This window comes from Veillonella intestinalis (assembly GCF_943193155.1).
In the GTDB taxonomy this organism is placed as follows: Bacteria; Bacillota; Negativicutes; order Veillonellales; family Veillonellaceae; genus Veillonella_A; species Veillonella_A intestinalis.
Window position 1 is genome coordinate 53,155 of sequence record NZ_CALPDB010000001.1, and the last position, 14,904, is coordinate 68,058.

Here is a 14,904-nt window from a genome sequence, read left to right on the forward strand (position 1 = left end):
AATTGTGAATATAGTGGTTAAATACGCTTTAGATTCATGAAGAACTCACAGTAAAAATTTATAATAACCATATAGATACATATAGATGTATGGCCTTCTTCATGTTGTTTGAGGAGGGCTTTACTTCAGTTAGGACTTATATATAGTAAGTATACATTGGGGATTTTAGGTGTAGCAGGATACAAAGTCTTTTTAAGATAAGCTAAAGTTTCCAGGTATATCGTCAGAAGCAAAGGAGTTTATAAGATGTGGCGAACACGTAAATTTTGGGGGATCCTCATAGCTATTTTGGTTATAGTGTTAGGGGGATTGTATTGGTTTAAGTCTAAAGACACTAGTGAAACTACGGCCTATACAACGGGTAAAGTAGAGCGAGGGAATATTTCATCAGTAATTACCTCTACAGGGACAATTAACCCTAAAAACTATGTCGATATTTCTACGAACGTGGCAGGTACATTAGAAAGTGTATCTGTAAAAGAGAATGATCATGTTACGCAAGGTCAAGTTATTGCAACGATTGATGCGCGTCAATTACAAGCTACCGCTGATGACGCAAGAGCGACTTTAGAAAATACGGCAGCTGATTTAGACCGTTATAAAACCTTGGTAGCACAAGGGGCTATTCCACAACAGACGTATGATACGGCATTGATGAATTATCAAAAAGCACAAGCGGCATATGATAGAGCAATAGCTAATTTAGATGATACAACGATTACTTCGCCTATGGATGGGACTGTAATTGGTACACCACTAAAAGCAGGGCAAACGATTAGTACAGGTATTTCTACACAGATGATTATTGCTACGGTAGCTGATTTAAGTAATCTTGAAATCTATCTTACTGTGGATGAAACTGATATTGGTAGTGTAAAAAAAGGAGCTCGTGTTGATTTTACTGTTGATGCGCATCCTGGTAAAACCTTTACAGGCTATGTAAGTGATATTGCTTTAGGTACTAAAGGTAATATGGGGACTACCTCGAGTAGTGTGGTGTATTATACAGTGAAAGTAGCTATTTCAGAAGCTGATGCGGGGAATTTCTTCCCTACTATGACAGCTCGTGCCACTATTTATGGTGATGAACGTAGTAATGTATTAGTCGTGCCATTAGCCGCTGTTCGTACAGATAAAGTAGGCGAATATGTGTATGTAATTCGCAATGGTAAACCAGAACGGACTAGTGTGACAACCGGTATTACTGGTGAAACGACGATTGAAATCTCTAAAGGCTTAAATGAAGGCGATGAAATTGTAGTCAGTGGTGATGTAGGCTCTTCTGCAACAAAAAAGGCTAGCTCTGGCGGCCCTATGTTCTAGGAGGGATATATATGAGAGACGCAGTAATTTCATTAGAAGGTATTACTAAAACATATGTGAATGGCAAGTTGGTAGTACCTGTATTGCATGGGATCGACCTTAATATTTATGAAGGTGAGTTTACATCCATTATGGGGCCATCAGGGTCCGGTAAATCCACATTTATGAACATTTTAGGTTGTTTAGATAGACCGACGTCTGGTTCTTACAAACTAGATGGCGAGGAAGTAGCCAATTTGAGTGATGATGAGTTGGCCTTTGTTCGTAATAAACGGATTGGTTTCGTGTTTCAGAGCTTTAATTTATTGCCTAAATTGACGGCCCAAGAAAATGTAGCGTTACCTATGGTATATGCTGGTGTGGCTAAGAAAGAACGCAATGAGCGTGCGGCAGAGTTATTAGATTCTTTAGGCTTAGGCGAACGACTCGATCATGTACCAGCTGAATTATCCGGTGGGCAAAGACAGCGTGTTGCCATTGCTCGTGCTTTAGCCAATAATCCATCCATTATTATGGCTGATGAGCCAACTGGTAATTTGGATTCTAAGTCTAGTGTTGATGTAATGGATATTTTCACCAACTTATATAAAGAAGGGCGTACTATTATTTTGGTTACCCATGAACCAGATATTGCTACTTATGCAAGTCGTAATATTGTATTGCGAGATGGCAATATTGTTGAAGATACAGTAAATCCTAATATGGCAGGATTACTACGTAAAGGAGGTGCTGCCCATGTATAAAGAGGGCTTTTTAATGGCCTGGGCCTCCTTAGTAGCCAATAAGATGCGTTCCTTGTTGACTATGTTAGGGATTATTATTGGGGTAGCAGCCGTTATTGCCTTAGTATCAATTGGTTATGGGGTGCGTAGTCAGATTCAGGACTCTATATCCAGTTTAGGTAGTAATTTGTTAATGGTGTATCCAGGGGCGCCAAGAACACCAGGGGTACGACCAACGGCAGATTCACAAAAAACAATAAAGATGGAAGACTATACAACAATTTCACATCTTGATGATATTGAAATGGCTTCACCAGTATCTTCTGGTTCATCTTATATTGTGATTTACACCAATAAAAACTGGACCACATCTGTAACTGGGGTTAATTCTGATTTTCAATACATTAATAATTGGACTGTAAAATCAGGACGTTTTATTACGGCCACTCAAGTTGATCGACGGGAACGTGTTGCCGTTATTGGTAGCACTGTAGCAACTAATTTGTTTGGTGTGGAAGACCCTGTAGGTAAAGATATTCGTATTAAAAATAATCCGTACAAAGTTATTGGTGTTTTAGAAGCAAAAGGGTCAGGTAGTTTTGGGAATGACCAAGACGATATTATATACATTCCATATACTACTGGCATGGAGCGGCTTCAAGGGGTCGACTATTTGCGGATGATTTATATTAAAGCTAAAGAAGGGGCTGACCTTGACCGCTTACAATCTGACGTAGAAAATATTTTACGAGTTCGTCATAATGTTAAAAATCCAGAATTAGATGATTTCAATGTGCGTAATATGGCAACTATCATGGAAACTGTAGAGCAAACAACGGCGACAATGACCTTGTTCTTAGGTTCTGTGGCAGCTATCTCCTTACTAGTTGGGGGGATTGGCATTATGAATATTATGCTCGTATCTGTGACAGAACGTACTCGTGAAATTGGTGTTCGTAAAGCGTTAGGGGCTACTTATCGTGTCATTGTTATGCAGTTCCTTATTGAAGCGGTGGTAATCAGCCTTGTTGGTGGTGCTATTGGGATTGTTGTGGGAATTGGCTCGGCACAATTAATTAGTGCATTGACAGGTATGCAAACCGTTGTATCTATGGGACCAATTTTATTATCCTTTGGTTTCTCCATGGCTATTGGTCTTGTCTTTGGCTTATATCCTGCCCGCAAAGCGGCTAAATTAAATCCAATTGACGCCTTACATTATGAATAGGTATAATGATTATATAGCTTGAGGTTAATTGTTTATTAAACAGTAAGCAATACTTAGTTAGATGTAATCACATAAGCGTAGTTACAATTCGTGGCTACGCTTATTTTATGAAAGGATAGGTTATGAGTAAGCAAAAAGAAATGCGTACCTTAGTCGATTTTTTTGATCACATGTGTCATGAACATACTTTTGATTGGTCACAATATGTACGTGTCACTGGTGGTGACCCTGGTCATTTGGAAATGACTTTTTTGAGCGATGCTGTAAAACATGGTAATTTTATTGGCAATATTCATGGTGGTGTATACATGAGTTTAGCTGATACTGTTATGGGCGTAGCTTGTTTCACTTTGGGGAAGCGAGTTGTTACCTTAGAAATGAAGGGGAACTTTGTTAAAGCTGTGAAATCAGGACAGCGTTTGCGTGCTGTAGCCAATGTAGAGCATAATGGCAAAAATACAATGGTAACGACGGGCCGCATTTACAATGATTTAGGTGAGTTAGTTTATATGAGCTCGGGTACATTTTATGTCATTGATGGCTTTGAATTGCCACAGTTACCTTGGCGTTTATAAAAGGTACATAGAATTACCTTTGACAGGACTAGTAAGACTTGGTATACTTAGGTTTATATTGATAAGATAATATGGCGATGACAAAATTGGCGCCACATGAGTATTTTTCAGAGAGTGAAGTATTGGTGGGAGCTTCATAAATAGCCTGTGGAGAGCATTTCCTTTTGGAGCCATGGATTGAACTAAGAGTAGATTCATCGTGTGACCGCGTTAAGGTCTTAGAGTACTAATTAGGGTGGTACCGCGAATTTATACCTTCGCCCCTTGCTGGGGCGGAGGTTTTTTTGTTAGCAGGAGGTCGTAACAAATGGAAGAATTGTTAAAAGCCTTAAAAGCGGAAGCTGAAGCACGGATTAAAAGTGCTGATGCATTAAACGTTTTACAAGAGGCGCGCGTTAAGTATTTAGGTAAAAAAGGGGAAGTAACGGCATTATTGAAAGGTCTTGGTAAATTATCTCCAGAAGAACGTCCACGCATGGGGGCGCTTGTAAATACCGTACGTGAAGAGTTAGAAGGTATGATTAGCGAAGTACAGGCTAGTTTAGAAGCAAAAGTAATGGAAGCTAAATTGAAAGCTGAAAAAGTTGACATTACTTTGCCTGGTCGTGTAACTCGTAAAGGTCATGTCCATCCTTTAACGGCTGTTAATGAACAGATTGAACAATTCTTTATGAAAATGGGTTACACCGTCGCTGAAGGGCCTGAAATTGAAAGTGATCACTATAACTTTGAATGCTTGAATTTACCGGCTGATCATCCAGCTCGTGATATGCAGGATTCTTTCTATATTACAAATTCTGTATTATTGCGTACGCATACATCGCCAGTACAGGCACGAACATTACAGAGCCAAGAACCAAATAGTCCTGTGCGTATGATTGCACCAGGTAAAGTATATCGTTGGGATTATGATGCTACTCATTCCCCAGTATTCCACCAAGTAGAAGGCTTAGTTGTGGATAAAGGGATTACTTTTGCAGATTTAAAGGGTACTTTGGAAATTTTCTTGCGCCACATGTTTGGCGAAGATACAAAGGTGCGTTTCCGTACAAGTTTCTTCCCATTTACAGAACCAAGTGCAGAAGTGGATATTTCTTGTTGCATGTGCGGTGGTGAAGGCTGTCGCGTATGCTCACACACTGGTTGGCTTGAAATCTTAGGCTGCGGTATGGTACACCCACGAGTATTAGAAATGAATGGTTATGATCCTAATGAAGTGCAAGGCTTTGCCTTCGGTATGGGTGTGGAACGTATTGCTATGTTACTCTATGGCATTGGTGATTTACGATTATTCTATGAAAATGATATGCGTTTCTTGAAGCAGTTCTAGGAGGTAAGACAATGAAAGCTAGTTTAACATGGATGAAGGACTATGTTCCTGTAGACACAACAAAACCGGCTCAGGAACTAGCCGATATATTAACGCAGGCAGGGATTCCTGTAGAAGATGTAATTAATATGGACCCTGGTTTGAAAAAGATTTATACCGGTAAAATCGTAGAAATTACTAAACACCCTGATGCAGATAAATTGCAAGTGTGCCAAGTAGCTTGTTTAGATGATAAAACAGGCGAGGAAATCATAAAACAAATTGTAACAGCTGCAACTAATGTGGCTGTAGGACAAGTCGTTCCTGTGGCGTATCACAAATCTCGTTTGGCTGATGGTACAGAAATTAAAAAAGGTAAATTACGTGGTGAAGTATCCGATGGGATGTTCTGTTCCGTAGCTGAATTAGGTGTGCCAAAAGATATGGTTATGCCTGGTGAAGCAGAAGGCATTTATATTTTGCCAGAAGGTACTCCTATTGGCATGGATATTCGTGATGCCTTAATGCTTAATGATACTGTATACGAATTTGAGTTAACTCCAAATCGGGCGGATTGTTTCTCTATGGTTGGTCTTAGCCGTGAATTTGCCGTTCTTACTAATCAGCAAAATACAGAACCTGCAGTAACTGTTAGTGAAACAGGAAATTCCATTGAAGGTTGTGTAGATATTCAGATTGAAGATACTGACTTATGTCAACGGTTCATGTCTCGTCTAATTACTAATGTGAAAGTTGGCCCATCTCCATTATGGTTACAAAACCGTTTGCGCAATGGTGGTATTCGACCAATAAACAATGTAGTGGACGTCACTAATTATGTTATGTTAGAACTTGGTCAACCTATGCATGCCTATGATTATGATAAAGTGGTAGGTCATCAGTTAACGGCACGCCCTGCTAAAGCGGGTGAAACAATTACTACATTAGATGGAACTGACCGTGAATTGGCAGAAGGCATGCTTGTTATTGCTGATGTTAATGGTCCTGTTGGTGTAGCTGGTGTGATGGGTGGCTTAGATAGCGAAGTAACAGAACAAACTACCTCTATCATTTTAGAGGCTGCTGTATTTAAAGGTGCTTCTATTCGTCGCACAGCGCGTGCGCTTGGTATGCGCAGTGAAGCCTCTGGTCGTTTTGAACGTGGCATCAATGCAGAATATACACCAGTCGCATTAGATCGAGCAGCCCAATTATTACAAGAATTAGCGAGTGATGTAGTGGTTGCTAAAGGTGTTGTGGATGTATATCCAGTAAAGGCAACAACAGGTACGGTTGCATTTACTGTAGATGCAATTAATGCATACTTGGGCACCCAAATTGAAGCTAATCGCATGAAAGAAATTCTAACTACTTTGTCTTTCGAATGGGAAGAAGCTAATGGTGTAGTGACTGTTGGCGTGCCATCCTGGCGTGGTGATGTAACGGTTATGCCAGATATTGCGGAAGAAGTCGCGCGTATTTATGGTTACGATAATATTCCAAATCGTACACCTTGGGCCAATCTTAACAGTGGTACTATAAGTGACAAGAAATTGTTATTCAAAGCCATTCGCAATAGTTTAGTTGATCGTGGCCTTAGCGAAGTGATTACATTTAGCTTCATGCATCCAGATAGTTTGAAAAAATTATTGTTGCCTGAAACGGATAGTCGCTATCAAGCGGTGCCAATCATGAATCCAATTACAGAAGATTTCCCAGTTATGCGCACAACCTTGATTCCAAGTATTTTGGATGTAGCAGCTCGTAATATTGCACAGAAAAATCAGGATCTTTGGATTTTTGAAAGTGGTGCTGTATATCAACCGAAGAGCTTACCAATTACGGAACTACCAACAGAAAATTATCGTGTAACGGGCCTTATGATGGGTAAAACGAATGAAGTACAATGGGAAGAAGCGCAACGAGACACCGATTTTTATGATGTAAAAGGTGTATTAGAACGCATGTTAGCGGATAGCCGTTTTGAAGCGACTATAGAGCGCTCTACAGAACCATATTTACATCCAGGCGTAAGTGCTCAATATGTAGTAGATGGCACTGTAATTGCTACTTTTGGTGAATTACACCCGCAAGTAATGAAAGCCTATGACTTACCTGGTAAAGCTTATATCTTTGATATTGATGTAAGTGCTATTCTTAATATTCCAAAAGGACATTTACAGTACAAAGAGATTAGTAAATTCCCTGGTACAAGTCGTGACCTTGCTATTGTGGCACCAAAAGAAATTACGTCTCAAGATATTATACGTCTTATTTACCAGCATGGTGGTGAACATTTAGAGCGGGCATTCATTTTTGACGTATATGAAGGGGAGCATATTGAAGAGGGTCATCGTAGCTTAGCTTATAACTTATCCTTCCGCAGTAATGAAGGAACGTTGACCGATGAAGACATTCAACCTAATATTGATGAAATTATTGAAGCGTTGAATGAAATCGGTTGTAAATTGCGGTAAGTTAACGTAAAATTATAAATTACAATGAAAGATAAACCTAATGTAAAAGAGTATTTCAGGTACTTTTTACGTTAGGTTTATTTTGTTAATATATGTTGTCCTATAATTCAACCTTTGAAACGTTTTTTGAAGCCTAGTAGCTTTATGGTAGAGATAGGTAATTCATGCTATAATATATGAAGTAATAAGGATAAAGAGATAGATTTCTTTGTCCTTTTTTTGTGCCAGTGATATTGTCGAATGTGATATAATTTGAGTGTACATACAGTTTAATCACCCTTAAGGAGGGTCTCATGGAATTATTAGCACCGGCAGGAACGTCGGAGAATTTTTTAACCGCTTTAGAAGCTGGCGCTGATGCTATTTACTTAGGTGGTAAAGTATTCAATGCTAGGGCTAATGCAGCTAATTTTGATATAGCGGAATTAGAAGAGGCCGTACGGTTAGCACATTTGTTAAATGTATCTGTATTTGTAACTGTAAATATTTTAGTTGGCGACACAGAATTAGCTGATTTAAAAGCCTATTTGCAGGAGTTAGAACGAATTCAGGTAGACGCTATTATTGTGCAAGATTTAGCGGTAGCGCAGTTAGCAAAGCAGGTGGCACCAAAGTTACATTTACATGCTAGTACACAGTTGACTGCCACTAATTTGGGAACGGTCCGTTTTTTAGAGCGAATGGGCTTTACCCGAGTTGTATTGGCTCGTGAAATGAGTTTGGCTGAGATTCAGCATATTTGTAAAGAAGCTAAGGCAGAGATTGAGGTTTTTGTTCACGGTGCTCTTTGTGTATGTTATTCTGGTCAATGTTTGATGAGTAGTTTCATCGGTGGGCGCAGTGGTAATCGAGGCGCTTGTGCTCAGCCATGTCGATTGCCTTATGAATTATTAGATGGCAAAGGCCAAACTATTAATGGTGCTGATGAAGCGTATATTATGAGCCCTAAGGATTTAAATTATAGTGAGCATATGAGTGAACTCATGGCAGCAGGTGTTGCCTCATTTAAAGTAGAAGGGCGCATGAAAAAGGCCTCTTATGTGCGTGAAGTGATTGGCTCGTATCGAACGATTATTGATCGAGCGGGCAAATCGACTAAAAAAGAGCAAGCCCGTTTAAAGGAAGGATTTAATCGCGGTTTTTCAACAGCTTATTTAGAAAATCGTTCGAGTCGTGAAATGATTACAGCGGTAGCACCAGGTAATCGTGGTAAGCGAATTGGACCTAGTGATGATGGCCCTAAAAAGACAGTATGGCAAAATTTGCAAGATTTTGGTCGGAAATATGAAGTGCATGCTTACTTAGATGGTGTAGAAGGGGCAGCACCACAGTTGACGTTATTATTAGAAGATGGTAAATCGGTTACTGTAAGTGCTGATTATGTGGTGCAACGGGCACAAAAAGTACCAACAAGTCGTGAAAAAGTAATGGAGCAATTAGGTCGTTTAGGTACGACTGTTTTTTCATTAGCTTCTTTATATATGCCCGATGAGCCGTTTATGTGGCCTAGCAGTGTGCTAAATCAGATGCGCCGGGATGGAGTTGCTCGGTTAGAAGAATTGTTACTAGTACAGCATGAAATGGAAATGGACATCACTTTACAGCGCATAGAATCAGCAATTCAACAAGAGTTTCACAATCGTCCAAATTATGCCTCTATGACAACCGCAAATTTACCGGCTAAGTCATTAATGGGGAATCCGGATTTGCCATTAGTGTCGGTACAGTTAGATGAAGAGTGGCAAATTGAATCAGCTATTTTAGCGGGGGCACAAAAAATTATATTTGGTGGTGATCGTTTACAGCGGACACCTTATGATTTAGATGTATATGCACGAGTGGTGGCTCTTTGTAAAACGCATCAGGTACCGTGCGTGTTAGCAACGCCTCGTATTGTGCGAGATAGTGAAGTAACAAGCTATTTGCCAACGTTACAAGCGATGATTGAGGCCAAGCCTGATGGGATTAGCATTCATTTTTTAGGCGCTTTAGAATGGTTACAAGAGTTGGGCTATACAGGTGCTATTGAAGGGGATAGTAGTTTGCAACTTTTTAATAAAGAAGCAGTACAGCAGGTAGCTCAGTTTGGGCTGCGAAGTGTAGTGCTTTCACAAGAAGCGACGATTAAACAGATTAGTAGTATTATAAAACAGACGTCGTTACCAATTGAATGCATTGTCCATGGCTTGACAGAATTGATGATTTCGGAATATTGTGTAATCAGTAGCTTTGCAGGTATTGGTAAAAAAGAAGGCTGTCCAGCTCCATGTTTAAAGGATTCATATGTATTAAAAGATCGTTTGGGTGAGCAATTTCCGCTCCGTACCGATCCGTATTGTCGCATGCATATAATGAATAGTCGCATGCTTGATATGAGAGCGTATATACCAGATTTAATAAAACGTAAGCTTGCTATATTGCGTATTGATGGTCGACAACAATCTAAAGCATGGTTGCAAGAAACGGTACAAGCCTATGTAGGGATTTTACAAGGTTCATTACCAGTACCACCTAAAAATGAAGCTGTACCAGTGACAAGAGGTCACTATTTTAAAGGGATTTTCTAGAAGTCATGATTTTCTAGAAGTTATATAGAGTATTACCTAATATAGGAGGGATAGATATATCTATGAACAGTGAAAAACTGTTAGATTTTGATTTAATTCGGGAACGGTTAGCAGAGGCTTGTTCGTCACGGATTGCTAAGAAATTAGCTCGTGAGCTTACGCCTTTAACGGATCCGATTGCCATAAAGACGGCCTTAGATGAAACGGTAGAAGCTGTTAATTCACTACAAATGGAGATTGAACAGCCTATCGGAGGGACTCGCGATATTCGGGAAGCTTGTTCTAAAAGCCGTAAAGAGATTATTTTAACTCATGATGAGTTATGGGATATTTACACAACGCTAAGTGCGTATAAACGGATGTATAGTTTTTTTTATAGTAAATATACATCCTATCCATTGCTTTCGTTGTGGATTCAAGATATGCCACGCCATGATGGATTGGAACGCAAATTTGAGCGAGTATTTGATAAAAAAGGGAATCTTATGGATTCGGCTTCGCCTAAATTACAACATTTGCGAACAACTATTGTGCGTACGAAAGAACGGATTAAGTCTGATATTCAGGCTATTATTCATGACCCAGATAATCAGAAATATTTTCAGGAAGCATTGGTTACACAGCGCAATAATCGCTATGTAATTCCAGTAAAACAAGAGTATCGGTATGCCTTTGAAGGGCTTATTCATGATCGCTCTGCTACGGGGGCTACTCTTTATATTGAGCCGATGCGCCTTGTTAATTTAAATAATGATTTACAAGAAGCTATGTTGGCAGAAGAAGAAGAAGTGCGCCGTATTTATAAGGATTTGTCCTTAGCAGTACGCAAGGATAGCAATACTTTGATGGATGCTTGTGAACGAGTGTCTCATGTAGAGTTTGTATATGGTAAGGCTTCTTTGGCTATTGCCATGAAGGCTACACCAGCTATTATTAGTGGTGCTCGTGAAGTAAAATTGATGAATGCACGGCATCCTCTGATTCCGGCTAATGTAGTGGTACCGACTACGATTACATTAGGTACATCCTATCGTATTTTGCTGATTACAGGGTCTAATACAGGTGGTAAAACGGTAGCTATGAAGACCTTAGGTCTACTTAGTTTAATGAATCAAGCAGGTCTTCATATTCCTGCTGATACAGGCTCGATATTACCTATATTTAATACGATTTATGCTGATATAGGTGATGAACAAAGTATTGAAGCTAGTTTAAGTACTTTTTCCGCTCATATGACACAAGTAGTGCGTATTTTAAAAGTAGCGGGTGCTAAAGACTTAGTGTTACTTGATGAATTGGGCTCTGGCACCGATCCTGAAGAAGGGAGTGCGTTGGCCGTAGCGTTACTCGAATATTTCCGTAAACGAGGCCCTCTTATGATGGTAAGTACGCATTATAATGAGCTAAAACGTTATGCGTATAATACGGAAGGTATTGAAAATGGTCATGTGGAATTTGATGAGCGCACCTTGCGACCAACGTATCGACTTCATATTGGTGTGGCTGGTAGTAGTCATGCTTTAAGTATTGCTTCACGCTTAGGGGTTCCTCGAGAAGTGATTGATTATGCGAAACAACATCGTGAAGGGTCAGATCATCGTGACATGGAAGAAGTGTTGAGCGACCTAAATGAACAATTACGCAAAAATCAGGCGAAGGAACGAGCTCTTAAGAAAGAATTAGATGAAGCACGGCGCATGCGCACGCAAGCTGATCGTGAAAAGAAACAACTGAATGAACGGCGCAAGCAAATTTTAAGTAAGGCACAAGAAGAAGCACAACAGTTGAAACAGTCTATTCGTGTAGAAGGGGAACAGATTATTAAAGAGTTGAAATCTCAGTTCTCTGAAACTAATAAGACAAAACGCCAAGAGGCGATTACAAAAGCGAGAAAAAATATTTCTGGCGTACATGTGCCAGAATTAGAGCAAGAAACACGCACACCTGTGAATATAAAAGAGCTTCAGGTGGGTCAAACTGTTTTTGTGACGTCTTTAAATGCTGTGGGTACAGTTGAAGCGATTCAAGGCAAACGAATTCAAGTTGCGGTGAATGGTTTATCGGCGAATGTGAAAGTGGCTGATTTAGCACTGGCTAGTCGTGAAGAAACTAATAATTTACGGCGTAAGCAAGAGGCGATACAACCAAAACCACGAAAACGTGCTGGTGGTTCTGCTGTTGAACGACAAAAGCATGTTACGACGGAGTTAAATGTAATTGGACAAACTGTGGATGAAGCTAATCAGAATGTAGGTCATTTTATTGACCAAGCTTTGATGGCGGGCATTTCACCAGTGCGGATTGTACATGGTAAAGGTACAGGCGCGTTGCGGGCAGGTATTCATCAGTATTTAAAAACATTGCCACATATTAGTCGGTATGAAATTGCCGGCTATGATGAAGGCGGTGCAGGCGCGACTTTAGTATATTTAAAATAAAGATAACTTTTGTTAGAAATGTGGCCTTAAGCTGTTTACTTCTATAGTGTAAGGTGATACCATATGTGGCATAGGTATGATATAATGAGCTATATGACTTATTATTCGTAATGAGAGGTGTCGTATGAGTTTACAACGTTCGTCCCAAAGAGGGCGACAAGTTAAGAGTAGAACAACAGCGGGTAAATCACCGAAGAAGAAGTCTCCAGTCCGTCGCTTCCTATGGATTGTGGGCATTCTACTGTTTTTGATTATTGCAGGAGCTGGCTGTGGCTTTATTGGTGCCACTATGTCTGATTTGCCAGAAGTGGCCAATGTAAAACCAGCTGCATCCTCGCAAATTTATGATGTGCATGGTAATCTGCTTACTACCGTTCATGCTACGGAAAATCGGTTACCTGTAAAATTATCTCAAGTACCAAAAAACTTGCAAAATGCTTTTATTGCTACCGAAGACGTTCGTTTTTATAGTCATCATGGTATTGACCCCGTCGGCATTATGCGTGCTATTTGGGTAAATATTGCTCATGATGGAGTAGCTGAAGGTGGTAGCACCATTACGCAGCAATTAGCGCGTAATGCCTTTTTAACGCAAGACCGCACGCTTAAACGTAAGATTATGGAAGCTATGTTAGCGTTGCGCATAGAACAGTACTATACAAAACAAGAAATTTTAGAAATGTATATGAACCAAATATACTTCGGTCAAGGGGCCTATGGTGTACAAGCAGCGGCTCATGTATACTTTGGTAAAAATGTACAGGACTTAGATTTAGCACAATGTGCTATGTTAGCTGGCTTACCACAAAGCCCTAACTATTATTCGCCATTGACGAATTTAAAAGCTGGCAAAGCGCGTCAAGCTATTGTATTAAATCAGATGGCAAAGTATGAATATATTGATCAAGCTACAGCTGATGCAGCTAAAGAAGCTGATTTAGGGCTTCGTGAAAAGGCTGAAGTAGCTCATAGTGATACAAATGCGTCATACTTCATCGATTATGTTATTTCAGAAATTGCTGAAAAATATGGTGATGATGCTATCTATAAAGATGGTTTGAAAGTATATACTACAATTGATATGAAAGCTCAGGAAGCAGCTGTTAGAGCTATGCATAATTTGCCTGACTTCTATACTGATTCTAATGGTTTACAACAACCACAGGGCGCTTTGGTAGCGATTAATCCACACAATGGGTATATTGTAGCTATGGTAGGTGGCCGTGGTGATGACTCCTTTAACCGTGCTGTGCTAGCAGAACGTCAACCAGGGTCAGCTTTTAAACCATTTGTTTACTTGGCGGCCATCCAAGATGGCATGACACCAGGTACTGTTATGGAAGATAAGAAGCTTGACTTTAATGGTTGGAGTCCTAAAAACTATGAAGGCACTTATTCTGGTAATATGACTCTTCGCTATGCGTTACAGCATTCGGTTAATACCATTGCTGTGCAGTTAGCGGATAAAGTAGGGATGAATAAAATCATTGATTTATCCTCCGCATTGGGTATTTCTACCTTAGTTAAAGATGGCGAGCCTAATGACTATAACTTGGCAGTTGCCTTGGGTGGTTTAACACAAGGGGTTAAACCGATTGACATGGCTGTTGCTTATGGTACCCTTGCTAATGGTGGGGTTAAAGTAAAACCAGTAGCGATTACGAAGATTGTGGATCGCAATGGACAAGTGGTTGAAGAAAATAGCACTGAAGAAAAACGCGTAGTAGATCCTAAATATGCGTATGTTATCACTAACATGTTAGAATCAGTTATGTCTGGTGGTACTGGTGGTGGCGCCTCAATTGGTCGTCCTGCAGCTGGTAAAACAGGGACAACTGATGAATCAAAAGATGCGTGGTTTGTAGGTTACACACCTGATTTAGTCGCTGCTGTTTGGATGGGCGATGACTATGGTGTTGAGACACTGAATGAAATTACTGGTGGTACTGTACCAGCCGTAATTTGGCGTGATTTTATGTCTGAAGCGTTAACAGCTATGGATATTCCAGCTAGTGATTTCACGGTGCCGCCAGGGGCTGCAGCTATTGCTAACCAAGGCTATGCACCTCCTCCTAAGAAAGAAGATCCTAAGGAGAAAGATAAAGATAAAGATAAAGTAAAAAAAGACGATAAAGATAGTAAAGAAGAAGCTGTAAGCGAGGAGTCTGCGAGTTCTGAAGATGAGAGCAAAGAAGAACCAGCTAAAAAGCCAGCTAAGAAATCATCAAAATCGAGTAAAGATGAGTAGTTAGTTTAGAGGAGGAA

General features: G+C 40.0%; 9 protein-coding genes. All 9 read left to right on the plus strand.

Annotation, left to right across the window (positions count from 1 at the left end):
- Positions 1-246 precede the first annotated feature (246 nt).
- The 9 genes from NFR44_RS00245 (at position 247) to NFR44_RS00285 (ending at position 14,887) form a co-directional block, all read left to right on the plus strand.
- Positions 247-1,323, plus strand: a complete 1,077-nt coding sequence (locus NFR44_RS00245) for an efflux RND transporter periplasmic adaptor subunit (RefSeq protein ID WP_251439848.1) — start codon at positions 247-249, stop codon at positions 1,321-1,323.
- An 11-nt stretch (positions 1,324-1,334) separates the two neighbouring features.
- Positions 1,335-2,066 carry an ABC transporter ATP-binding protein gene (locus NFR44_RS00250; RefSeq protein ID WP_251439851.1) on the plus strand — a complete coding sequence of 244 codons (732 nt, stop codon included), beginning with the start codon at positions 1,335-1,337 and terminating at the stop codon, positions 2,064-2,066.
- Positions 2,059-3,273 carry an ABC transporter permease gene (locus NFR44_RS00255; RefSeq protein WP_251439854.1) on the plus strand — a complete coding sequence of 405 codons (1,215 nt, stop codon included), beginning with the start codon at positions 2,059-2,061 and terminating at the stop codon, positions 3,271-3,273. The genes NFR44_RS00250 and NFR44_RS00255 overlap by 8 nt, the downstream gene beginning before the upstream one ends.
- 122 nt (positions 3,274-3,395) lie before the next feature.
- Positions 3,396-3,848 carry a PaaI family thioesterase gene (locus NFR44_RS00260; protein WP_251439857.1) on the plus strand — a complete coding sequence of 151 codons (453 nt, stop codon included), beginning with the start codon at positions 3,396-3,398 and terminating at the stop codon, positions 3,846-3,848.
- A gap of 307 nt (positions 3,849-4,155) precedes the next feature.
- The gene (pheS, locus tag NFR44_RS00265) at positions 4,156-5,178 is read left to right on the plus strand and encodes a phenylalanine--tRNA ligase subunit alpha (RefSeq protein WP_251439860.1); all 1,023 of its coding nucleotides are present in this window, start codon (positions 4,156-4,158) and stop codon (positions 5,176-5,178) included.
- Between the two features lie 11 nt (positions 5,179-5,189).
- Positions 5,190-7,634: a phenylalanine--tRNA ligase subunit beta gene (gene pheT / locus NFR44_RS00270; RefSeq protein ID WP_251439863.1), complete on the plus strand. Its 2,445-nt coding sequence runs from the start codon at positions 5,190-5,192 to the stop codon at positions 7,632-7,634.
- 293 nt (positions 7,635-7,927) lie between these two features.
- On the plus strand, positions 7,928-10,201 hold the full coding sequence (locus NFR44_RS00275; RefSeq protein WP_251439867.1) for a U32 family peptidase: 2,274 nt from the start codon (positions 7,928-7,930) through the stop codon (positions 10,199-10,201).
- A 62-nt stretch (positions 10,202-10,263) separates the two neighbouring features.
- Entirely contained in the window at positions 10,264-12,639 is a 2,376-nt protein-coding gene (locus tag NFR44_RS00280; RefSeq protein WP_251439869.1) for an endonuclease MutS2, read from the plus strand.
- A 124-nt stretch (positions 12,640-12,763) separates the two neighbouring features.
- Positions 12,764-14,887, plus strand: coding sequence for a transglycosylase domain-containing protein (locus tag NFR44_RS00285; RefSeq protein WP_251439873.1), 2,124 nt, complete (start codon positions 12,764-12,766; stop codon positions 14,885-14,887).
- Positions 14,888-14,904: the final 17 nt, after the last annotated feature.

Coding starts and splice junctions, on each gene's coding strand:
- NFR44_RS00280 (WP_251439869.1), top strand. CDS start 10,264: ATGAACAGTGAAAAACTGTTAGATTTTGATTTAATTCGGGAACGGTTA.
- NFR44_RS00275 (WP_251439867.1), top strand. CDS start 7,928: ATGGAATTATTAGCACCGGCAGGAACGTCGGAGAATTTTTTAACCGCT.
- NFR44_RS00285 (WP_251439873.1), top strand. CDS start 12,764: ATGAGTTTACAACGTTCGTCCCAAAGAGGGCGACAAGTTAAGAGTAGA.
- NFR44_RS00250 (WP_251439851.1), top strand. CDS start 1,335: ATGAGAGACGCAGTAATTTCATTAGAAGGTATTACTAAAACATATGTG.
- pheS (WP_251439860.1), top strand. CDS start 4,156: ATGGAAGAATTGTTAAAAGCCTTAAAAGCGGAAGCTGAAGCACGGATT.
- pheT (WP_251439863.1), top strand. CDS start 5,190: ATGAAAGCTAGTTTAACATGGATGAAGGACTATGTTCCTGTAGACACA.
- NFR44_RS00245 (WP_251439848.1), top strand. CDS start 247: ATGTGGCGAACACGTAAATTTTGGGGGATCCTCATAGCTATTTTGGTT.
- NFR44_RS00260 (WP_251439857.1), top strand. CDS start 3,396: ATGAGTAAGCAAAAAGAAATGCGTACCTTAGTCGATTTTTTTGATCAC.
- NFR44_RS00255 (WP_251439854.1), top strand. CDS start 2,059: ATGTATAAAGAGGGCTTTTTAATGGCCTGGGCCTCCTTAGTAGCCAAT.